This is a genomic window from Chitinophaga sp. CF118 (genome assembly GCF_900112615.1).
Classification (GTDB): domain Bacteria; phylum Bacteroidota; class Bacteroidia; order Chitinophagales; family Chitinophagaceae; genus Chitinophaga.
Map to the genome: position 1 here is coordinate 163,758 of NZ_FOMK01000008.1, position 22,126 is coordinate 185,883.

Annotated in this window: 20 protein-coding genes; 10 read left to right on the forward strand and 10 right to left on the reverse strand. The window is 40.9% G+C overall.

The window, feature by feature from the left end:
- Positions 1–297: 297 nt before the first annotated feature.
- Positions 298–4,170 carry a PKD domain-containing protein gene (locus tag BM176_RS24850; RefSeq protein ID WP_090107051.1) on the forward strand — a complete coding sequence of 1,291 codons (3,873 nt, stop codon included), beginning with the start codon at positions 298–300 and terminating at the stop codon, positions 4,168–4,170.
- Between the two features lie 176 nt (positions 4,171–4,346).
- On the opposite strand, the gene BM176_RS24855 is transcribed toward BM176_RS24850, so the two are convergent.
- The 4 genes from BM176_RS24855 to BM176_RS24870 all read right to left on the reverse strand — a co-directional run bounded on the left by BM176_RS24855 (position 4,347) and on the right by BM176_RS24870 (position 11,184).
- Complete coding sequence (locus BM176_RS24855; protein ID WP_090107052.1) at positions 4,347–5,969, reverse strand: RagB/SusD family nutrient uptake outer membrane protein; 1,623 nt, start codon at positions 5,967–5,969, stop codon at positions 4,347–4,349.
- Positions 5,970–5,981: 12 nt separating this feature from the next.
- Positions 5,982–9,311, reverse strand: coding sequence for a TonB-dependent receptor (locus tag BM176_RS24860; RefSeq protein ID WP_090107053.1), 3,330 nt, complete (start codon positions 9,309–9,311; stop codon positions 5,982–5,984).
- Between the two features lie 65 nt (positions 9,312–9,376).
- Entirely contained in the window at positions 9,377–10,522 is a 1,146-nt protein-coding gene (locus BM176_RS24865; RefSeq protein WP_090107054.1) for a FecR family protein, read from the reverse strand.
- 71 nt (positions 10,523–10,593) lie between these two features.
- Complete coding sequence (locus BM176_RS24870) at positions 10,594–11,184, reverse strand: RNA polymerase sigma factor (protein ID WP_090107055.1); 591 nt, start codon at positions 11,182–11,184, stop codon at positions 10,594–10,596.
- Positions 11,185–11,573: 389 nt separating this feature from the next.
- Between BM176_RS24870 and BM176_RS24875 the strand changes: the two genes are divergently transcribed.
- The 4 genes from BM176_RS24875 to BM176_RS24890 all read left to right on the forward strand — a co-directional run bounded on the left by BM176_RS24875 (position 11,574) and on the right by BM176_RS24890 (position 14,060).
- Complete coding sequence (locus BM176_RS24875; RefSeq protein WP_090107056.1) at positions 11,574–12,179, forward strand: Crp/Fnr family transcriptional regulator; 606 nt, start codon at positions 11,574–11,576, stop codon at positions 12,177–12,179.
- A 77-nt stretch (positions 12,180–12,256) separates the two neighbouring features.
- Positions 12,257–12,706, forward strand: a complete 450-nt coding sequence (locus BM176_RS24880; protein WP_090107057.1) for a DMT family transporter — start codon at positions 12,257–12,259, stop codon at positions 12,704–12,706.
- A gap of 3 nt (positions 12,707–12,709) precedes the next feature.
- Positions 12,710–13,429 (forward strand): GNAT family N-acetyltransferase, encoded by a 720-nt coding sequence (locus BM176_RS24885; RefSeq protein WP_090107058.1) that lies wholly within the window; start codon positions 12,710–12,712, stop codon positions 13,427–13,429.
- A 4-nt stretch (positions 13,430–13,433) separates the two neighbouring features.
- A complete protein-coding gene (locus BM176_RS24890) occupies positions 13,434–14,060 on the forward strand; it encodes an NAD(P)H-dependent oxidoreductase (protein ID WP_090107059.1) in 627 nt (208 codons plus the stop codon).
- Positions 14,061–14,254: 194 nt separating this feature from the next.
- Here the strand turns inward: BM176_RS24890 and BM176_RS24895 are convergent, their stop codons facing one another.
- The 5 genes from BM176_RS24895 to BM176_RS24915 form a co-directional block, all read right to left on the reverse strand.
- Positions 14,255–14,956, reverse strand: a complete 702-nt coding sequence (locus BM176_RS24895; RefSeq protein ID WP_143097917.1) for a hypothetical protein — start codon at positions 14,954–14,956, stop codon at positions 14,255–14,257.
- 71 nt (positions 14,957–15,027) lie between these two features.
- Positions 15,028–15,408, reverse strand: coding sequence for a GntR family transcriptional regulator (locus tag BM176_RS24900; protein ID WP_090107061.1), 381 nt, complete (start codon positions 15,406–15,408; stop codon positions 15,028–15,030).
- Positions 15,409–15,417: 9 nt separating this feature from the next.
- Entirely contained in the window at positions 15,418–16,086 is a 669-nt protein-coding gene (locus BM176_RS24905; RefSeq protein ID WP_143097918.1) for a hypothetical protein, read from the reverse strand.
- A 137-nt stretch (positions 16,087–16,223) separates the two neighbouring features.
- On the reverse strand, positions 16,224–17,060 hold the full coding sequence (locus tag BM176_RS24910; protein ID WP_090107063.1) for an ABC transporter ATP-binding protein: 837 nt from the start codon (positions 17,058–17,060) through the stop codon (positions 16,224–16,226).
- Positions 17,061–17,319: 259 nt separating this feature from the next.
- Positions 17,320–18,018: a DUF1826 domain-containing protein gene (locus BM176_RS24915; protein ID WP_090107064.1), complete on the reverse strand. Its 699-nt coding sequence runs from the start codon at positions 18,016–18,018 to the stop codon at positions 17,320–17,322.
- Between the two features lie 149 nt (positions 18,019–18,167).
- Here BM176_RS24915 and BM176_RS24920 point away from each other — a divergent pair, with 149 nt between their 5' ends.
- The 5 genes from BM176_RS24920 (at position 18,168) to BM176_RS24945 (ending at position 21,196) form a co-directional block, all read left to right on the forward strand.
- Positions 18,168–18,530: a VOC family protein gene (locus BM176_RS24920; RefSeq protein ID WP_090107065.1), complete on the forward strand. Its 363-nt coding sequence runs from the start codon at positions 18,168–18,170 to the stop codon at positions 18,528–18,530.
- Positions 18,531–18,540: 10 nt separating this feature from the next.
- Complete coding sequence (locus BM176_RS24925; RefSeq protein ID WP_090107066.1) at positions 18,541–18,741, forward strand: EVE domain-containing protein; 201 nt, start codon at positions 18,541–18,543, stop codon at positions 18,739–18,741.
- On the forward strand, positions 18,725–19,189 hold the full coding sequence (locus tag BM176_RS24930) for a MarR family winged helix-turn-helix transcriptional regulator (protein WP_090107067.1): 465 nt from the start codon (positions 18,725–18,727) through the stop codon (positions 19,187–19,189). Before BM176_RS24925 ends, BM176_RS24930 begins: the two co-directional genes overlap by 17 nt.
- Positions 19,190–19,688: 499 nt before the next feature.
- Positions 19,689–20,204, forward strand: a complete 516-nt coding sequence (locus BM176_RS24935) for a hypothetical protein (protein ID WP_090107068.1) — start codon at positions 19,689–19,691, stop codon at positions 20,202–20,204.
- Between the two features lie 227 nt (positions 20,205–20,431).
- The gene (locus tag BM176_RS24945; RefSeq protein ID WP_090107070.1) at positions 20,432–21,196 is read left to right on the forward strand and encodes a carboxypeptidase-like regulatory domain-containing protein; all 765 of its coding nucleotides are present in this window, start codon (positions 20,432–20,434) and stop codon (positions 21,194–21,196) included.
- A gap of 29 nt (positions 21,197–21,225) precedes the next feature.
- On the opposite strand, the gene BM176_RS24950 is transcribed toward BM176_RS24945, so the two are convergent.
- A complete protein-coding gene (locus tag BM176_RS24950; protein WP_090107071.1) occupies positions 21,226–21,903 on the reverse strand; it encodes a DNA alkylation repair protein in 678 nt (225 codons plus the stop codon).
- Positions 21,904–22,126 lie beyond the last annotated feature (223 nt).

A 22,126-nucleotide genomic window follows, 5' to 3' on the forward strand; every position in this document is an offset into this window, starting at 1 on the left:
TATATGCTATCCTACTGGCAATGACTAAAAAGGTAGTCCCTGGTTAATTTAAACCAACGTTGCAGCTGCCTATCCTCATTTTACTTCTGTTAATTCAGATAGTCTTTGCCCTACAAACTGTTATAATGTTTGCAGGAACTTTTGGAATAATACATTTCTGATAATTCAGCCATTCCCTTATGAGAAAAATGTAATGAAGGTCTTGAAGCGGCTGTTAGCTGTTAAAGAACGTAGAAGAAAATGTTAAGATTTATTGAAAAAACCACTAAAAATTAAAGGAATTTGAAAAATTTAACCATGAGCAGGTTATTACTATCTGCCTGTTTTACCATGAGCATGTTTTATTCCTTCCAAAGTTTTGCACAGGGAGATCAAACAAAAATTTCAGTCAATATAGCCCCCGGTACAACAACAGGAGCCTGGCTACATTTACCCGATGATTACAGCAGTACATCTACCAATTATCCTCTCATTATTTTTATTCATGGAATAGGTGAAGGTGGTACGAATCTTAATGTTGTGCTTGCACATGGTGTACCAAAAATCATTTCCCGGGGTGCAAAAATGCAATTTACGGTTGGCGGAAAACTATTCAAATTCATTACTGTTTCGCCTCAATTCTCCAATGGCTGGGCCAGTGAGGATATGATCCAAAGTATTCTTGATGATGTTAAATCAAAATATCGTGTTGATGCTTCCCGTATTTATCTTACCGGATTGAGTGCCGGTGGGTATGGGGTCTTGAACTATGTAGCTTCAGGTACCAATTATTCAAATAACCTGGCAGCAATTGTACCAGTATCTACATCAGCTATAGATGGCGTTAAGATTCCGGGACTTTGTAATATTGCCAGCAGTAACATTGCTACCTGGTTTCTTTGCGGAAGCTATGACGGTTTTATTGATATTCAGAAAACATATGTTGCTAAGATTAATGATTGTAATCCTAAGTATCCTGTGATCAGTACTTCCTATGCAGGTGGTACACACAGTGATAATGTGTGGGATAAAGCATATGATGCAACACATACTTATCAGTCTCCTAATATTTACGAATGGATGCTGCAATACAGCAAAGGCAGTTCACCCATCATTATTCCTGATCCGGTAGCATCTGCAACGGCAACGAACATTACGATTCCTGTAAGTAGTACTACATTGGATGGATCATCTTCCACAGCACCCGGCAGCACCATTGCCAGTTATGCATGGAACCTTGTATCAGGGCCATCTACCCCTACCTTCAGCAGCACGAGTACTGCAAAGGTTATGGTGAGCAACCTTATAGCAGGTAGTTATGTATTTAACCTGACGGTAAAAAATGCAGCCGGCACCAGTAACAGTGAACAGGTAACAGTAGTCGTGACGGCAGCAACAGTGATCCCTGCCCCGATAGCTGCTATTGCAGCTACCAGTGTTTCTATTACACTTCCGGTAAGCAGTACTACAATGGATGGATCCGGATCCACAGCACCCGGCAGTACGATTGTCAGTTATGCATGGAGTCTGGTATCAGGACCGTCTACACCCACATTCAGTAGTACCAGTACAGCCGCTTCTATGGTGAGCAGCCTTATTAAAGGAACATACACGTTTAACCTGACTGTGAAAAATGCAGCTGGTGGAACAAACAGCAAACAGGCAACTGTATTGGTGAATCCTGCTGTGATTATTATACCTCCGGCTACAACGCCGACAACCTGCTCTTACTGTAAATTCCTGATCACACCTGGTACTGATGGTGGTGCCTATATTAATGGTGCCAACATGAAAGTGCAACCTGGAGATACCGTTTGTATCCAATCAGGTAATTATAAATATATCCAGTTCTTGAATTTTACCGGCACCGCGGCAGAACCAATTGTGTTTATCAACTGTGGTGGTCAGGTAAAAATAGGGAATGGTGGTAGCTATGGATTTATCTTTAATAACGTTAAATACTTTAAGGTTACCGGCACCGGTAGCAGCGATAAATATGGCTTTAGTATCAACAGTGTTACCACCAAACTAAATGTAGGTTTGGCTATGGGTAAAGGTTGTAGTGACTATGAAGCAGCTGGATTTGAAATCACTGGAAGTGATGTGGGCGTAATGGCCAAAGTGAATCCTGACTGTGATACCAATAATCAGTATCCTTATTTTGCTATACGTAATGTGAAATTTCATGACATTTATATCCATGATGTAACAGGAGAAGGAATGTATATAGGAAACCCTGCACTGAATAGTAAAACAGTAACGTGCACTGATGCTACGATGAAAATTGTATTGCCTCCACATTTCTATAATCTGAGAATCTATAATATAATAACTGCCAATACGGGCCTGGATGGTATACAGGTGGTATCTGCACCTGAAGATGTTGAAATTTATAATAATTCAGTATCGAATTATGGTATTCAGAATGTGGAGAATCAACAGGCTGGTATTATCCTTGGAGAGGAAACCAATGGAAAGATATATAACAACAGCATTATCAAAGGTACTGGCAGCGGTATACAAATATTAGGTATCGGACTTTGTTATGTGTATAACAATATTATTAGTGATGCTGGTGTTGATGGCACTGCTACAAAACAAGATGCACTATTTATTGATGACAGGCCTGTTAAAAACAATTTTATTCCGTTACGTGTAAATGTATTTAATAACACTATCATTAATTCAGGACGGGATGCTATCCGGTATTTGAATAGTTTTGGTACTGTGGCAAAAGGAAATCTATTCTTCAATAACTTACTGATAAATCCAGGTTTAGGGTACCTGAATATAAAGACGGGAATAGATTATACTGCTTCAAATAATCTTACTTATTCAGATATCAATGTTGTTAAATTTTCTAATGCAGCAGATAAGGATTTCCACCTGGCATCAGGATCACCTGCCATTGATAAAGGCAAAGACCTGAGTGCGTATTTTAAGATAGATATTGATGGAGATATAAGATCTCTGACTACTGCTTATGATATAGGTGCAGATGAATATGCTTCCGGTACGATAGAAAACCGGGTACCGGTGTCAGTTGCTGGTGATGATACAACCATAACATTACCGGTTTCAATAATCACACTGGATGGTGCTGGTTCATCAGATGCGGATGGCAACATCGTTTCATATGTCTGGAAACAGTTATCTGGCCCTGTTGCAGCTACCATTACTTCAGCAACCACTGCTAAGCCGGTAATAAATCTGATGTCTACTGCAGGTACTTATGTTTTTGAGCTGATAGTAACTGATAATAAGGGAGCTGCTTCCAGCAACGTAGTAAGTGTTATTTTATTAGCAGAAATACCTGTGGCAAATGTTGATGGAAATAAAACCATTATACAACCGTGTAATAGTAGTGATGCCACAGGTATGGTCATTGCAGACAGTGATAGAAGTATAACAAAGTATAACTGGACACAGGTTTCCGGGCCTACTAAAGCTTCCATCGCTTCACCCACCGAGTTGAAGACTGACTTGAATCAACTGACCAGTGTAGGCACCTACATATTCCGTCTAACAGTTACTAACGATAAAGGTGTTGAAAGTACGGCTGATCTGTCTGTATTTGTAAAACCTAATCCCGCCAATTTGTTATTGGCCAAAGCGGGAATTGATCAAACTATTGATTATGTGTCTGTCACAAAAGCGGTACTGGATGGTTCTCAGTCCTATGCAATTAATAACGGGTATATCTCTTATTATGCCTGGACAAAAGTAAGCGGTCCTGCAGGAGAAATCTTCCTGAATGCAGCAGCCCCAATGACGGTTGTTAAATTACAGGCAGCAGGTACTTATGTGTTTCGTTTGAAAGTAACAGATACGAATAACAATACTGCTACCGATGATGTAACCATCATTGCAGGTAATATAGGTGCGAAAACAGCTGTAAAAATAAGTGCGAAAATGTTAGATGTTGCTGTTATGAATGTGTCCGGTATACAGATTTATCCAAATCCGGTGGAGAGTATACTGCATTTAAAACTCACGCTGAATGCAGCCGCTACAATTGTAGCCAGGATCTTTAGCAGCAATGGGCAAATAAAGGGAACTTATTATCTGGGTAGCATCACGTCTATTCAAAAAAATATTGATATCAGTAATCTTGCAGGGGGGACGTACATATTACAGATCAAGGATGATAAGAAACTGGATTTGTCTTATAAATTCATCAAGTCAAATTAATAAGTATTCATGTCCAAAAGTGCTGCCGGGACATCCCGGCAGCACTTTTAGGAATAATCAGCATGCTTTTAGTGACTTTGTATCGAAAAGTAATGGTAACATCGGTGTAACAAAGTAACAACTGCTGGTAGATTTTCGAATCAAATAGCCTGGATTATAAAGATGTTATATGAAAATTACCATTTTGGATTTTGCTTCATTGCCGGATTGCCATTGATTTCTACCAGTGGAATAGGCCAGAGGTAATCGCGTTCAGGATCGAATATTCTGTTTTCCACAATTACCGGCTGGTTTGTGTTGGGATTGATAGCGCCCATTGCTTGCCCTTTCAACACTTCTTCTCCTATCTTCCAACGGCGTATATCAAACAGGCGGGTGCCCTCAAATGCCAGTTCTACTTTTCTTTCCCGGCGGTATAATTCACGCATTTTTTCCTGTGTATTATACACTACAGTATTTACATCAGGCATGCCTGCCCTTTTGCGGATCTTGTTGAGATACAGCAACACATCCGGATTTTGCCAGTCGTCTGATTCTACCAGTGCTTCTACATAACTCAGTAATATTTCAGCGTAGCGGATAATCATAAAGTTTAATGTACCGGCATTATTGCGGGACACATCTTTGGCATCGACGTATTTCTTTACCCAGAAACCAGTTTGTGTAGATTGTGTTGCCCCGATCTGGTCCACTGATCCTGCGGTGAAGGGGTCCAGCAGACGGTTTACAAACGTTTGCCCCGGGAAAAGAATACTGGCCGCCAACCTCGGATCTCTGTTATTTTTGTACAAGGGATTTCTCCAGTAATAGGTCAGGCTGTCGGCTCCCAGCTCTTGCAATGTTTGGCCTTGCAGCGTTTCGTAAGTATTTACCATGGCAGCGGTAGGGCCGTTACAGGCTTGCCCGGACAGGCTTTTGGGTGCCAGTCTGAAAAATGCACCGGAGTTACCGGTACGGCGGAAGAGAATGCGTTCCTTGTTTTCCAATGCATCATAGGTAAATAATTGAGCATAACTGTTAACTCCAGGGGCGGTACTGTAGTGCAAGTCATATACTCCCAGGCTAATAAGTTTCCTGGCATATTCGATCGCCTTTGCATAATTTTTTATGCTGAGAAATAATTGTACCTGCATGGCATAACAGGCTCCTTTTGAAATGCGGTAAGCATCACTGGTAGGATAGGATGCAGGTAGTATTCCCGCGGCAGAATCTAATTCGGCAGCAATGAAATTTACTACTTCCTCCTGCGTATTGCGTGGCACAGACGCACCTTCTTCCGGGTCCAGGCTTTTACTCACAATAGGTATAGGGCCATAGAAAAGAAACAGGTTAAGGTGTGCCCTTGCCCGCAGTGCCCTTGCCTCTGCAGCACGTTGCTCTTTCACTACCGCGTTTTCCATGTAAATGCGTGAGTAGTTTTCCAATATACGGGAAGCATTACGTATGTCTTTATAATTCTGACGATAAATATCGGAAAGATAACTATCTGTCGATGTAACTGCCCCCAGCGGATAACTATTCCAGCTACCGAAATTGGCCCGGAATACTGATTCGTCTGTAATGCCGCTCATATGTATGCGACAGTTTGCCTGGTAGGAAGAAGAAGTGATCAAGGCTCCGGGCGACATCTGATTATTATAGATTACTTCCAGGTAATTGAAAAGGTCGGACTCCAGCCGCCACCATTTTTCATCGGTGGTAGCAGTAGGATTGTCCCTGTTGAGGTAATCTTTGGAACAGCCCCAAAGCAGGACTAACACAAACAGAGAGGTAAATATTTTTTTATGAATATGTTTCATGATCCTGTTTTTTTAGAATTTAAGGTTAAGACCGAAAGTGTATGTCTTCAGCAATGGCACTGTATTCTGATTACCACCACTTTCAGGATCAAACAATTTTACTTTCGAGAAGGTGAGTACATTTTGTGCATTGAAGTACACACGCAGCATTTTAGCCCTTATTTTTCTGACTAAAGGTGCAGGCAGCGTATAACCCAGTTGTATATAACGAACACGCACGTATTTGCCGCTTACACGCCAGAAATCAGAGAAGTTGGCGTTGGTGCCTGGTGTGGGTGTCAGCCGCGGACGTGAGGCGCCTGTGTTCTGTGGCGTCCAGTAATCCATCTGTGATTTTTGTGGGGTGCCGCTTTCTCCACCAATATTCAATGGTATGGCCAGGTTGCCGCTGTAAAATAAGGGGGCGCCGGATTCTCCCGATAATAAAGTCTGGAAGTCTATATCTTTAAAATTGAAACCAAGGTTGAAGAAGAAGATATCAGTAGGTTCTGTATTGCCCAGTGATACCCGGTCTAGATTGTTGATGATGGTATCTCCATTGGTATTTATAAAGTGAACATCACCAGCTGCCTGACCATTTATTTTAAGAATCTTAGGGTTATCGATATCAGTCTGCTGCAGTAATCCTTGCGTGGCATAACCATAGTACTCTCTTAAGGCGCCACCCTCATGCATGATGGTATTGCTGCTGATGATTGGCTGACCATTGTTGGTAAGATGAATGATCTGACTTTTGTTCTTGCTGTAACCTATGCCTGCGTCAAAGATGAAGTTATTGCCAAATGATTTATGGTAAGATATCTTGATCTCCTGTCCGCGGTTTCTCACGCTACCTACGTTAACAGGGGCTCCGTTGTTGTCGGTGCCAATACCAGTACCAGCCGTGTAGTTAGGCTGTGGTGTGATGATCATGTCGGTAGTCAGTTTGTTATACCATTCAGCAGTGATACTGATACCTGCTTTGAAATGTATGTCTGTACCAACATTCAGTTCCTTTACTTTTTCCCAGCTCAGGTTGGGGTTTCCAATTACTGTTTCTGTACCATTACCTGCTTCGATGGTTGTTTGGTAGAGATATGGATCTACGTTATTATTACCCAGCACTCCCCAGGAACCTCTAAGTTTCCAGGCATCAAGGAACTTAACATGGAAGAAATTTTCCTTGTCAATATTCCAGCCTGCAGCAACAGAAGGGAATATGCCCCATTTTTTACCATCGCCGAACAGGGAAGAACCGTCGCGGCGTAAGCCGGCTTCAAACAGGTAACGGTCGTCGTAGGTATAAAATACTTTTGCAAATATGGAACGCAGTGCCACATCTTTCCACGAGTCGTAAGTGCGTAGTTCCTGTGTATAACCAGCGATAGCATTTACATTGTGTTTGCCAAAATCGTGGTTGTAGTCCAGGTTGCCCCCAAAGTACAGATAACTTTCTCTGGCTGTAAGCGTGGCGGTTTTAACCGTTGGATAGTTTACACCGGCAGTACGATTGGTATAGTAGTCAAAGAAGATATAAGATTCCTGATCTGCCTTGTCTATACCGGAAGCTATGCGATAGCTGGCTTGTCCTTTCAGGCTCAACCCTGGCAGGATATTCCATTGCGGGCGTATGTTGAGTAAAGCCTCATCCCGTGTTTTGCTCAGGGTACCACCTTTTTCCAGCATAGCTACAGGGTTCCAGCTCTCGCCATAAATGCCGTAGTAAGTGTAATCAGGATTTTCCTCTTTCCCCGGATACTTTGAAATGATATTTGGTGGTATGGTGTAGATGCGCCGGTAGATATCGGTGGTATACCTATTAGTCGCATAGGGTTGATTTTGAACATTGCGTGAAGCAAAAAGGTCCATATAAATGAAGAAGTTCTTCATCAGGTCTACGGTAGTATTGGCACGTACTGTAGTACGACTGTAATCGGAGTTTTTTACATGCCCCTGCTGCCATGTTTGATTGATGGAGAGGGAGAACCTTGCCGCGGTATTACCGCCGGAAACCAGGATGGAATGTTGCTGTATTGGAATGGCATTGCGTAATACCAGATCGGGCCAGTTGGTGTTAGGGTACTTAACCGGATCGCTGCCGTTTCGCGTCATGAGTATGGTTGAGTCACTGTAAATTGGATTGCCGCCGGAATTTTTCATCGCTTCATTGTTCATTTGCATCCAGGTGGCAGCATCTACGAAGTGGGGCATATATTGAGGTTGTTGAATACCATAGTATCCGTTGTATTCAATATTTGGAACCCCGGCAACGCCACGTTTGGTGGTGATGATAATTACGCCATTGGCAGCCCTGGCGCCATACATAGAAGCGGCAGCTGCATCTTTCAATACTGTAATACTTTCAACGGTATTAGGGTCCAGGTTATTCATGTCAAATGGTACACCATCCACGAGTACCAGTGGTGATGAATTGAGGAGTGTGCCTACTCCACGTATCCGGATGTTTGCCTGGTCGCCACCTACCAGCCCGGTGGTTTGAGACACCACAATGCCAGTGCCGCCACCCTGAAGTGCCTGGGAGAGTTGCACAACAGGTTTGTTTTTCACATTCCCCATATTAACGATACTAACAGAGCTGGCTATATTTTTTACCTTCTGTGTACCAAAGCCTGTTACTACTACCTGGTCTAAGGTTTTAAGATCTTCTCTCAGGGAGATGATCAGGTTTGCCTGCTCTGCATTCACGATGTATTCCTGTGGCTTATAGCCGATCATGGAGATTTCCAGTGTGCTGCCTTTGGGTACATGTAGTTCAAAAACCCCGTCATTATCTGCGGTGACACCTTTGCTACTGCCTTTCACTTTAATGGTAGCACCTACCAGGGGCCCGGGTGGATCTTTAGCTTCCAGGACACGTCCCAGAACTCTGAGAAGCTTTTCCTGCGGAGGAGGCACGTTGGAAAAGCTGTCTTTGATAAACTCCTTTTTCTTTACCACTACCGTTTTGCCGATGATGCTATAGCTCAGTGGCTGATCTTTGAAACACAGGTCCAGTACCTGCTTTAGTGAAACATCTTTTACCTGTAACGATACAGGTGCAATAGTAACAGTAACCAGCTCTTTTTCTTCATACACAACATATACGCCTGCCTGTTTAGCAATTTTTTTCAGCACAGTTTTTAACTGTTCATTTTTAACAGTAATAGTAATATTCTGGGAAATGCCGCTTGCATAGATATTCATCATTGTCAGCAGTAAGAGGATAGAAGTAATGCGCATAATCCTGGATGATTTTGTATGTTTTTCGTGGCCATGTTTATCAGCAATCGATTGCCGGTTATGGGATGGCAATGTCCTGGGCACCGCTGTACGCGATGCTCCGGTGAAGTAATATGGATGCATAGATTAGTGGAATTGTGTGATGGACTATAGTTGATTTTACATTGGGTGCCGGTAATTTTGGTTGTTTAGGAATGAACGGAGAGCACAGTAAGCTTTCTGTTTTCAAGTTTGCACTCAACTCCGTACAGATGCAGTATTGTTAGTAGGTCCTGCAGATTCATATCTCTGCCTATCTGGCCACCGAATTTCTTAAGGGCTACCTCCCTTGCCGGAGCCTCGATGGCGATTTCTATATCATACCATCGTGCCAGTTGCCGCAGGAAGGTTGGCAAGTCGGTATTTTCCAGTTCAAATTTTCCATTGCGCCAGGCCAGTACATTTTCCAGGTTAACAGTCTGTACTTCCATTTTTCCGGTGGCAGGGTTCAGTTTTGATTGTTGTCCGGTTTGCAGTAAGGCAGATGCACTTCCCTGTGATACTTTTATCGCTCCTTCTATCAGGGTAGTGTTCACTACCTCTTCGTCTTTATAGGCCATAATGTCAAAACTGGTTCCCAATACCTGTACTTCCATTTCACCTGCTTTTACAATGAAGGGTTGCTTAGCATTGTGTGCAATTTCAAAGTATGCTTGTCCGTTCAGTATTACTGTTCGATTATCCTTAAACTTTAATGGGTATTTAAGAGATGATGCCGCATTGAGCCATACATGGCTGCCATCAGAAAGGTTTACCTGGAACACGCCACCACGAGGCGTCGTAAGCTCATTAAATGCATTAGCTTCATTACCCTGGCTCTCATACTGCAATTCACCCTGCTTTTGCCGAATAGCTATGTTACCGGTTTTAATCACCTGGTTGGCAGTATCAGTTAATACTACTTTGGAGCCATCTGCAAGTGTCAATACTGCTTTGTTGCCGCCAGGCTTTATTACAGATGTGACCACAGCCAGGGGCTTTGGCTGCTGTTTTTGCAGCAATGGATAAGTTATAACTGCAAGCACAAGCACGGCTGCTGCAAGCCACCAGTATTTCCGGTAATGGCGTTTTTCTATAGCATCAACCCGCTGCTGGATCTTATCCCACATACGCATGGAAGTATCCTGTGGCAAACGGTTACCCTGCTGCAGGTTTTCCTGAAAAATGTCTGCAGCCTGCTCCCGGAGTTCCGCAGCATCTGTAGATTCCAGGTATGATTGCAGCCATTGTTCATCTTCCGTACTGCGGTGCGGCGACGACAGAATCTCTTTTAATCTTTGTTGATCGCTTTTCAAATGTCAGGGTACCTTTATTTATATTAATACAACTGGTAATAATAAAGGGGGGGGTAGAAGAGGGGATTTTTTCAAAGAATTTCCATCAGCAGGAAAAGAAGCAGGGGAGTATCATAACTCACATGCTTACGTATATACTCCCTTAATATATGCATAACTTCTCCCAGGTATTCCTTTACGGTGTGTCTGGAAATACCCATCAGCTGTGAGGTCTCTTCATATGTGCGGCCTTCCATCTTACAAAGCTCAAATACGCGTCTTTTTTGCGGAGATAACTGGCTGATGGCAGTTTCCAGTAACTTCCACTGTTTTTCGACAGTCAGGAAATCATTATCGATAATAGGTTGCAGGCAGGCTTTCGCCGCTTTGCTTTTTTCACGCAACTTCTTTTTGAGATGATTAATTGCACGGTTAAATGTAATGGTAAAAAGCCAGGGACCTAATGGTCTGGTTATATCAATCTCTTTGCGTTTTTCCCAGAGTGTAATGAATGCCTCCTGGATTATATCTTCCGTTTCCGGAGAGGAATGAAGTATCTGGAAAGTTTTACGGTACAGCCCATGATGGTATTTATCATACAGCGCTTTAAAAGCTGCCTGATCGCCGGTGGACAATCCTTTCAGGAGTCCTGTTTCATCGTGGAAGTCTGCTGGGTTAATCAATAACTGGAATTCAAGATGATGATTACCAAAGTATCAAAAAAATAACAACCAACCTAATAGTGAATTGATAAAAGCTAATAGTAGATTGTTCGAAATGCAAAAAGGGGAGCCCGATAGTGGATCATTACTCAGAGCGTCAAAAGTAATTGAACCTCCTCTTCCACTAGTGTGCCCGGCAGGAGGTGCCAGGGGTATTTTAATTACTGAAGGTAATCATATAAAAGTATTGGGGGAGTAACCACATGTTATATCATTGATGCGCAAAAATCAAAACATCAAAACGTGATAGCAGGTAAACAATGTCGCAGTCAGATAAGCTGACCATGTGACTGGCGCCTATAGCCTCCATCCATTAAACTGGCAAGGATAAAATATTATATTTGCAGGCGATGGATGATGTAAATAGAGAACAACAATACATTGGCCTGCTGAAGACTACATTTCGGGCGCATTACCCTGACATCACCGAACAGTCATTTCAGCACCTGATTGACATTCTGGCTATTGAAAATTTCTCCCGGGATGCCATTATTGTAGGGCAGGGACAGATAGCCCGTAACATTCATTTACTTTGTAAAGGTGTTATAAAGGCTTATTTCATCAGTGACACCGGAGTCACCTATAATAAGAATCTCTTTACTGAAGGTAACCTGGTTGGCTCAACTGTGTCGTTATTGCGTAGAACTCCTTCCGAATTTACATTACAAACCCTGGAAGACTGTATTTTGATCACCTTTGACTATGTGGAATTTAAAAAACTGATCTATAAACACGATGATCTGAAGAACTTCTATATCGCCTACCTTGAAAAACAGTGGATCATAGAAAAGGAACAAAGAGAAGTATCCATCGTAACAGAAACAGCCTCCACCAGATATTTAAAATTGCTGGAAAAATCACCCGATATCGATAAAAGAGTCCCTTTACGGGACATAGCTTCCCATCTTGGTATTACTCCCACCCAACTAAGCAGGATCAGGAAAGAATTAAAATAAAACTGCTTCAATCAACATATGTAAAGGCGTATTTAGTCCGAATAAGTCAACTTTGTGCAGAACAAAGCATATCAGCAATGGAGAGGATACTATTTTCGGTAATAGCCTTTGCAGGGGGCATATTTCTTGCGGTACAGGCCGGATTTAATTCCAGGCTAGGCATGCTCCTTAAAAGCCCCTTACTGGCAGCTATTTCAGCATCAGCCTTCAGCTTTGTATTTGCCGTCTTATATGTTACCACTACGACCAGGCACTACCCCGGTATATCAGCGTTAAGGACCATTCCTTTTTACCTGTGGTTTATAGGCGGTCTATTCAGTGTCATCGGTATCAGTCTCTATTACTATACGATCCCGAGACTGGGCATATCAACGGTGGTATCTATAGGGCTGTGCGGACAATTGTTGTTCTCCCTCTTTGCCGGGCACCTGGGCTGGCTGAACCTGCCGCCCGAACCTGTTACCCTGAAACAAATTGCAGGCGTAGCATGTCTGATGGCAGGAATATTATTAATCAATATAAAGTGAGCTATGAATCTGAAAGAAAAAAACATTGAGAACATCCTTTCACTATGGACGAAGGTAAATGAGCCTTTTAATACTAATTATAACAAAGGAAGCTATAGTTATTGCTATATCCCCTTCTCTGACTGGCCAAACAGATTATGGTCGCACGATTTCACTCCGGAGGTACTGGACGACGTTATCAATGAAATACATAATGGGAAAGAAAAGCTCATGATCTCTTATTGGGGCGACAATTATGACATGTTTGTTTCCAAAGGGATGGAGCAGCGATCCCAATTGACAGGTATGTCACTTTATATGAAGGAAAAAGCTGTATACGAAAACAGGCTGCAGCTGATACCAGTAAAAAACAGGGAACAAAGCAAACAGTGGGTTGACACCTTTGCAATTCCATTTGGTTATCAGATCAATGAAGACATAGTTGCACGATGCTGCGATAAAGTGCAGTTCTATCTGGCCTTTCTGGGAAACACTGTCATCGGAACTGCCTTGCTTCATATTCATGAAGGTATTGCAGGTATCCATGCAGTAGGCATAATGCCCGAAATGCGTAAAATGGGGTTTGCTGAAGAGATCATGAAAACGCTCATCAACACTGCCATAGACAACAATGCCTCCCATTGTGTTCTGCAAGCTTCCGCCCTGGGAAAAGGTATTTATGCCCGGCTGGGATTTACAGACGATTTTCTGTTCACTAACTATACACTAAGGTCTAATAAATAATATCGTGGAACTCATCGAACACCTGAACTGGCGGTATGCAACAAAGAAATTTGATCCTGTTAAAAAGATTCCACCGGAAGCATTGGAACAATTGAAAGATGTTATTCAGTTGTCTGCATCTTCTTATGGCCTGCAATGGTACAAGGTACTGATCATTGAAAATCAGAGGATCAAAGAAGAACTGTTTTCCTATGCGAATCAGCACCAAATCCTTGACTGCTCACATCTATTCGTCATTTGTAATTATACTTCCTTTACGAATGACGACGTGGATGGATTTATCACCCGCTTAGCTGATACACTGCAGGTAAGCCGTTCAACCGTCGTGGAGTATGGAGATTTCATAAAAAACGAACTTACTGGAAAAAGCCCCGCTGAAAGAACGAGCTGGTTGAAAAGCCAGACTTATATTGCACTTGCTAATTTAATAGCCGGAGCTGCCGAACTTAAAATAGATGCGTGTCCGATGGAAGGATTTCAAGCCGGCAAATTCAACGAAATTCTGGGATTGAACGAACAAGGGTTAAATGCCTGTGTCATTGCAGCGATTGGCTACCGGCATAGTGATGACCCGGCATCAGCAAGGAAGAAATTCAGAAGACCGAAAGAAGAACTGTTTGTACAGATATAAATGATCTTCTTAGGTTATAGGAAAAAGGTAATGCACAGAAAACAATAAAGCCGCTATAGTAGCAGGTTTATTGTTTTCTGTACCCGGTAGCGGGGAAAATATATTGGGCAATGCGTACTTTGTCTCCGCTATTATTAGCTCTGATGCCATGTGGTTGGGAGCTGTTGAAAATAAGAAGCCCGCCAGCCCCTCATTTATCTGTTACCAGGAAAATGTTTTTTGATCGTACCACCTGAAAGAACAATTGCTGAAGTATCAGAAACTTTGAAATCAATTGAATCGATTTGTGCATGCCCAACATCTACAAACGAATTACCAGACACTTCGGCAATAAGATTTTTAATATGAAAAGCATCCCATCCTTTTACATCAGCAGGAATTTCATTTTCATTTTCTGTTCCTGCCTTTTTTAAAGTGGGTGAAATTTCAAAAACTACGGCTGTTGTATCGGAAGCTTTGATTGAAATATTACCAAAATTATAGGACAAGCTCTCTACTTCAAAATTTGATTTTCCTGAAATATTAACGGTTAGGTCCTGTTGATTGAGCTTCAGCAATCTTAAGTTAGTATTTGAACCGGTAACGGATATTAACTCAGGAGAAAAAATGCGCACCATGTTACCATTTTTAATTTGATTTTTTTCATACAGGTCTTTGTATTTGTCAGGAAAATACAGGTATAGTGTATCATTTCGCACCATCGTAGTTACTCTTTTATCATGATAACCCCACCATTGCTTGAATACGCGCACAGAAGGTTTGGCGGATGGTTCATAGATAATATTGGAAATATTGCCTCCCGTAATTACAAGATGCCTGAATGGTTGTTCGAGGATTGTTCCGTAAAGGAAATATATTTCTCCTTTATCATTTTTGTCGTATTCCTTTTTTAACATGAAGGCAGAAACCACCATGCTACAGCATAATACCAGCATGATCCCGATAAGGATTTTTTTAGTCCATTTCATTATTTCTTGTTTTGAAAATTATTCTTTACAAATTTTTCGTATAATTTTTCTACCTGCTTTATATCAATTTTTAACAAGTACATGTTGCGTAACATGTCAGGCAGTTCATACTCCAGGAATTGTTCCCGGCGAAAGGATAAGATGTTTTCTTCTGCTGCCGGATCAATAAAGAAACCAACACCCCGTTTATTAGCAATAATATTTCGTTGCTGTAAAAAATCATATGCCCGCTGTACTGTATTAGGACTTATCTCAACCAATTCACCTAAATCACGGATGCTTATAATTTTTTCTTCTGACTTCCATTTCTTCAGCAGAATCTGTTCGCACATATACAATGCAATCTGGATGTATATGGCAGGACTGTCTTTAAAAACCATTATAATGTTTTAAAATTCTTTTTCTTTTAATCTGAGTAAAGAAAGTGCCCAAAGTACAGCAGGAAGCACAAACCTAAAAATGATTTTTACTTTATCTGCATTTTCCGGAAAAAGTTCCAGCCGGGCACGTTCTTTTCCTACCCATATCCATACTACAGTAAAGGGGAAAGCAGTCTGCACATTCTTAATAAGTAAGTTTATAATTAACAGATTGAGTAAAAAAGCTACGACCAGAATAGAACAGATCACCAGGGCTGTTTTAATAAAAGCCGCTTTATTAAAGAACAAAGCACCCAGCATCATGATACCCGTAAAATTAAAAAACATCATAAAGTTTTGAGCGGCTGTAGAACCTGTAAAGGGTATAATGTTTACCAATTCGTATTGCTCCTTGTAATAAGGCGAATGAGTATTTAAATTGTGATGATATTGTGCAACAAATGCCAGGTCTATCAAACGGAAATAAACAAGGAAAAGGAAAAAGTAAAGCCCGATAATCATTATACCTGATAACCATTTTTCTAACACAGAAGCTGGTAAGGTTAGAAAGGAAACTCCTGCTGCATCATTGTTGAAATAGCCAAATACAACTGATGCTATCAGCGCTCCTCCCAATGTAAGCCCAACCAGGAAGGCATCATTTTGCGCTTCAGAAATTCCCTGCAGAAGCATTGTCATACCATAGAATATAAAAGTAACAATGAAACACAACAACATGGATCCTAAAACCGATGCAGTTTTTTCAAGAAAAATTTTCCGCATAAGCCATCCAAAACGGCTTAAGTTAAGTATGTCATTCATAAGATCGAAATGTGTTATTTATTAAAAACAGCTTTTACCATTACAGGGTTCTCCGTTGCTGCATTAAAGAGTTGTTCAAGATTGATCTGGCTTTCTATACCATCAGTATTTTCTATAATAACAGCACGTCCCTTCAATAATTCTTCTTCATAAAAGATGGGTTGCCCGTTATAATTTTCTTCCACTATTTTAAATGAAAGTTTTTGACTAATAACCTCTACCGGCGCATTCAGCACCAACTCACCATTATCTACAATAACAACCTGATCGATAAGATTTTCGAGGTCACGCGTTTGATGAGTAGATATAAAAATGATTCTATCATCATGCATGGAAGAAGATATTAGTTTCCGAAATCTTCTCTTGGAAGGGATATCGAGACCATTCGTAGGTTCATCCATAATCAATACACTTGTATTACAGGCCAGTGCAAAGGCAATAATGAATTTCTTTTGCTGCCCGAAGGATAGTGTATTTAGTTTCTTATCAGTTTGTACGTCCAGCTTTTCAAGATATGTATTGAGCATTGTACGGTCAAAAGCAGGATAAAACGGAGCGAAAATTTTTACATAACTGTTAATTGTCAATGCAGGTACGTATACTTCTTCCGGGATAAAGTAGATAGTCCTTAAAAAGGATGGCCGGCGGTCAGAAGGATTAAAACCATTCACAGAGACGGTGCCAGATGACGGATAAAGCAGGCCTATCAGGTTTTTTAACAATGTTGACTTACCCGCTCCATTTTTTCCGAGTAATCCATAGATCCTTCCTGTTTCAAGGGAAAGCTGTAGATTATCGTATAATAAACTGTTTGCTTTGTATCCAAAGCAAAATTTATTAAGAAGTATCATAGTGTAGTAGATATGTTGTACACTAAAGATAAGGACAATTTTGAATCTGACAAATTAATTCAATATTCTTTTTCCCATTAGCAACAACTACATTTCTTACTCGTCCTTGGGAAATAAAAGGTTAAGATTCAGCAAATCGTAAGCCGGACTTAATGCTCCGGTATTAGTATAATCGAGAAGATATTAAAAAATGGAGAGGGGAGGGCAGTCAACAGTTTTTACGTTTAAATTTTATCGTCTTGATATTAAGGATTTGTGTTCAACAGATCATCAACAACCTATTTTGTCCGGATTTTTCCTTTGGCGCACGGTGAAGACAAGGAGGAACCTGACTTTCAGGATGATCAACCGCCAACCTCCATAGGTTACCAAGGCCTAAGTTTATTGGATGTGCATTAGGTTCAGCTTGATAATGCAGATCAAAGAAATGTTCACTTAAGAATGATTCAAAACCTTCATCTGCTCCATGATATAGTTTTTTGAGTTCATCACGTATTTCTGGAATAAGTACTTTCTTTTTGCCTTGTGAATTTGGCAATATTTCACTCGGCTCGCCATAGTAAGTGCATAAAAAGGTATCGATTGGTATAGGAGAGCGATCTACATGAAAAGAATAAACATCGGTTGGAAAAAAAGGGTAGGCATCATCCCGATCATAGTATTTGATCACATTAAGGACTGGCGATGCGCCATGAGCTTTCAATACCTTCAGGTCATTTAAAAGAATTTCACGGGCAAGTTGCCCTTGTTCACTCAACTGAAGTTCACGAAGTTCCTCTTGTTCAATTGCCGTTATATTTCCGCTTAGCGCTACCTTTTTAACAATCTCAGAAAAATCACCTGGTAGTTTACGAGTCCAACAAATCGCATTAATTTCTCCATTAAATGGCGTAGAAACAAGGTCCTGAAAATTCGTGACACAGCGAATTTGATTCTCAGCATGAGCTAAATCTATCATAATAGTTACTATAAATATACAATCATTTGACAACGAAGTATGGAATAGCAATTTAAAACCAGGAAAGGGTAGTTTGTAAAATAATTAATAAAACATTAGGCTATTGTTGTCGCGTATATTATATTTGCGACAACAAAAGAATATGCTCGATGAGAAAATTAGAATTTGCATCCCTTCAAGTTAGGGATCTTGAAACCTCGAAAGAATTTTACACCACAAAACTAGGGTTTGAGGAAGCTGGAATACCTACCCCCGGAGCATGTATTTTTCGATACAACAAGGGTGAGGCAAGTTTTGCCATTAGAACGCCCATCAGTAACCTGGAGGGAAAAGAACTGGGCATTGGTACCTCGCTCTGGTTCGCAATCGATGGGGAAATAGAGGACCTGCAGACCCAGTTATTAGCAAAGAATGTGAATCTGTTGGGACCGGTCCAGGCAACACCTTTCGGGAAAATCCTTATTGCCAAAGACCCCGACGGATATAACATCACCTTTCTGAAATCAAACTAATTATATCGATATGACCAGGGATACAAAATACTGGATCATCGTGGCATCGAAGGACCATGTCAAAACCGGGATTACAGAAGGGATTGTCCAGACCTGCCATGGAAAGGCATCGCCTTTGAAAAGGATGCGTAAGGATGATTTGATCAACCGGCATGACTTTGAACTGATTTCTTCACAAATGCTGCAAAAAGACTATGCCCAAGAAAATTGAATTTCATTTTAAAAAGCCCGAAGACAGTCCGGGTTATCTTCTGGGACAGTTGACCATGTTATGGCAGAGGAAACAAAAGCGTGTCTTAGATCCTTTGGACCTGACGCATACCCAGTTCGCACTGCTCTGTGCACTAGCCTGGTTATCCAGGGAAAGTGATAAGGTTACGCAGGTTGATATAGCCAATCAGGGCAATGCGGACAGGATGATGGTATCAAAAGTATTGAGGACACTGGAAGAGAAGAAATTCATCACCCGCCATGAGCACCCGACAGATACCAGGGCGAAGACTATCAAACTGACCCCGGATGGAGAAATGGTACTGCAAAAAGCCATTATCTGTGTAGAAACTGTCGATCTGGATTTTTTTAACAAGTTGGGAACAGATCTAACAACCTTTAATTCAAAGATGGTGGCACTGATCGAACAGAACAATAACGAAATATAAACTAAAATTAATAGGATCACCACAATCGGTAGTTAGTGAAACGATGTCTGTGAATCTCAGAAATAAAAAGGGATGACTGTTCAATTTGGACGGCATCCCTTTTTATTCATCTTTTTCTCCCTCGGGTAAATAAAGAAAATATACAAGTTTCTTTGGCGTATTCTACATCAACACAGGCAATGACATTTATAATAGCTGGCAATTCATCGTATATCACCCGTTGCCGAAGTTCCTGCTGGATAATAATAACTTTCTGTTCTGTCAGCATGTGTGCTTTTTGTTTAGTAATGAGGCATTTAGAAATTTTGCCACCAGGTCGGATATTAAGGAAATAATTTAAAAACAAAAATATTTTAATTACTAAGCAACCGAATACAGATTACAAATTTATCATACATTTGCATCGCAATTAGCAAAAAACTATAATTATAGTTAACCGGCCAAATATTTTATACCATATCAGAAAACCGTAAATCACAATTCAAACAACACAAAACCTATGAAAAAATTAGGACTTGGTTTGCTTTCAGCAACCTTGCTTTTAGTTGCATGCAAAAAAAATGACAAAGCAACACTTGCCTCTGTAAGTTCATTCACTATGGGTGAAGGCAAGGGTGATACCACCATACTTACTACTCTCGGAAGTGAATATTCAAATGGATTTATCTTTTCAGATGCTGTAACAAGCAATTTTACAGGTACTGCAAGTCAGGTATATATTCATCTTGACTCAATGATACTGGCAGATGGCCAGACTTATACCTATTCCAGCACAGACTCTGTAGGATACAATCCAATTAAAAACTTCAAATACGCAGCTGTATATCTTGGATATACTTATAAAAATGGTGTAGCTAGTCCGCAGTCGGGAGCTATATTAGATAAGCTGGTGAGTGGCGTTGTTACTGTTAAAAAGACAGATGATGGCTACGGAGTAAGTTACAATCTTAAATATAGCAAGCATACCGTTACCGGTACGTATGTTGGTAAAATGACGCATAGCGCAAAAAGCTAGTATCACTTTATTATAAATGATCCCTGAATTGTTTACTAAACAATTCGGGGATTTTTTTGCTTATACGAAGAAAAATAAGCACCCTGTTTAGATATATCTTGGTCAGGTACCCACCAGTATTTAGTAACTGATTTTTGTGTAGAATAATTTAAGAATGATTTGCTATTCAATAACATTCCTAAAGTGAGGCGCCGTTTATTTAAATCAGAATTATTTATTATTTTCATATGAGTATTAAAAAGAAGTCATTGAAAGTAAGTATTCCCAACCTATGTGACCAGCCCTGGCATGAAATGACAGCTGAAGGAAATGGTCGGTTCTGTATGAATTGTAACAAGAAGGTGGTTGATTTTTCAGTATTCTCCGACCAGCAGATTGTGTTATTTATTGAAAATCATAAGGATGAAAAGATCTGCGGAAATTTTTTGCCTACTCAGTTGGACCGTGAGCTCGCTGTTCCTCATAAGCGAAACTGGCTTCCGGCAGCCATGTTAACATCTTTATTGACAATTCTCCTGCCAGATAAAAGTAAAGCTACGTCGCTTCCAGCAACGATCAGTCGGTCCGTCAATGATTCATCGAAATTACAGGAACCAGATTTCTTTGAGGGAAGGATACTTGACGCTTATACCGGGGATGTGATATTGGGAGCAACCGTGATGCTTGTTGGAACTAGTCAGGGAACAATCACTGACGAGTATGGAAGATTCCATTTAAATATACCCGGGAGCTTCAGGGGACAATCACTTAATCTGAAATATAGCTTTATGGGATATGAGACGCAGGAAGTCCGTTATGAATTTGAAAAGTTATCTACCACTCCAATTATTCGACTGGTACCAGTTCAACGTAATCTTGCAGGCATCGATGTGGTTGCTTCTAACTCTACTATTCATAGAGAATCGCGGGGAGGCGCTATAAGTGTAATAAATGGTCATCACCATACCATGTGGTGTAAAGTGAAAAATATTTTCAAAAGGAAAAAAAGATAACTTTTCGCGTTTTTTGCCGGGGTGCAATCTTAAAGCCTTTTCTTACGGGAAGATTTGAGAGAGGTTAATTCTCTTAATGCATCCTCCGCTATCCATTTAGCAGTTGTGCTATCCTGCAATAAAATACGCTCTGCACATTGTATAGCTAAGGGTAGCAATATTTGGTTGCGCTTGCCAATTTGCCGTAATGCCCAGTTAATAGCCTTCTTTACAAAGTTGCGCTTGTCCCATGCCTCGCGTTCTATGACAGGGAAGAATTGAATAAAAATCATCTCATCGGCTTTTTTGTCATGTACTGCTAATTCGGCCATCAGTACGAAACCGGCGCGTTTAATAAATTCTTCTTCATGCTTACTAAACTCCAGTGCCTTTTCTACAGCGTAGGGAGTACGATCAAACAGGTTGCCGCATGCCTGGTCGCATATATCCCAGCTTGTAAAATCCTTTGTCCAGCTGTCAATTAATTGAGGAGTAACCTGCTTTGGGTCGGCAACTAATGATGCCAGGATACGTGCCTCGTGTATGCCGGTATCCCATAGTTGCAGGGCCAATTCATGCTCCTTTTTTATCAGTTTGGCCAGTTTCCTGACTTCGGGTATTCTAACGCCCAACGCTTTTTCATTATCAATACCAAAGCGCAGCATACCTTCGTGATACCTGGTATCTGCTTTTTCTTTAAACAGGTCTATTATTTCGGTAACGTCCATAAGTATAGCTTCAGTTGCGTTAAATGTAAAGATAAGTGAGCTGTGTCAAAAAGGAAACGGTCTCGTCGCTATATAGCTTTATACGTTAGGGATACGATACCGAAGTGTTTTAATGATTTGGTCAGCAATTTTTTCTGCCGTCATAATCACTGTTGGATTGGTAGCGATAGATGGCACAGATGACTATAAAACAAAAGACCGGAGAAACATCTCCGATCAAGAA

Bases quoted from the DNA above. Each gene is read 5' to 3' on its own strand.
- BM176_RS24895 (WP_143097917.1), bottom strand. From the start codon at position 14,956: ATGTTAAAAAAGGAATACGACAAAAATGATAAAGGAGAAATATATTTC.
- BM176_RS24905 (WP_143097918.1), bottom strand. From the start codon at position 16,086: ATGACAATGCTTCTGCAGGGAATTTCTGAAGCGCAAAATGATGCCTTC.
- BM176_RS24850 (WP_090107051.1), top strand. From the start codon at position 298: ATGAGCAGGTTATTACTATCTGCCTGTTTTACCATGAGCATGTTTTAT.
- BM176_RS24915 (WP_090107064.1), bottom strand. From the start codon at position 18,018: ATGATAGATTTAGCTCATGCTGAGAATCAAATTCGCTGTGTCACGAAT.
- BM176_RS24875 (WP_090107056.1), top strand. From the start codon at position 11,574: ATGGATGATGTAAATAGAGAACAACAATACATTGGCCTGCTGAAGACT.
- BM176_RS24910 (WP_090107063.1), bottom strand. From the start codon at position 17,060: ATGATACTTCTTAATAAATTTTGCTTTGGATACAAAGCAAACAGTTTA.
- BM176_RS24945 (WP_090107070.1), top strand. From the start codon at position 20,432: ATGAGTATTAAAAAGAAGTCATTGAAAGTAAGTATTCCCAACCTATGT.
- BM176_RS24900 (WP_090107061.1), bottom strand. From the start codon at position 15,408: ATGGTTTTTAAAGACAGTCCTGCCATATACATCCAGATTGCATTGTAT.
- BM176_RS24935 (WP_090107068.1), top strand. From the start codon at position 19,689: ATGAAAAAATTAGGACTTGGTTTGCTTTCAGCAACCTTGCTTTTAGTT.
- BM176_RS24920 (WP_090107065.1), top strand. From the start codon at position 18,168: ATGAGAAAATTAGAATTTGCATCCCTTCAAGTTAGGGATCTTGAAACC.
- BM176_RS24880 (WP_090107057.1), top strand. From the start codon at position 12,257: ATGGAGAGGATACTATTTTCGGTAATAGCCTTTGCAGGGGGCATATTT.
- BM176_RS24855 (WP_090107052.1), bottom strand. From the start codon at position 5,969: ATGAAACATATTCATAAAAAAATATTTACCTCTCTGTTTGTGTTAGTC.
- BM176_RS24860 (WP_090107053.1), bottom strand. From the start codon at position 9,311: ATGCATCCATATTACTTCACCGGAGCATCGCGTACAGCGGTGCCCAGG.
- BM176_RS24885 (WP_090107058.1), top strand. From the start codon at position 12,710: ATGAATCTGAAAGAAAAAAACATTGAGAACATCCTTTCACTATGGACG.
- BM176_RS24925 (WP_090107066.1), top strand. From the start codon at position 18,541: ATGACCAGGGATACAAAATACTGGATCATCGTGGCATCGAAGGACCAT.
- BM176_RS24930 (WP_090107067.1), top strand. From the start codon at position 18,725: ATGCCCAAGAAAATTGAATTTCATTTTAAAAAGCCCGAAGACAGTCCG.
- BM176_RS24950 (WP_090107071.1), bottom strand. From the start codon at position 21,903: ATGGACGTTACCGAAATAATAGACCTGTTTAAAGAAAAAGCAGATACC.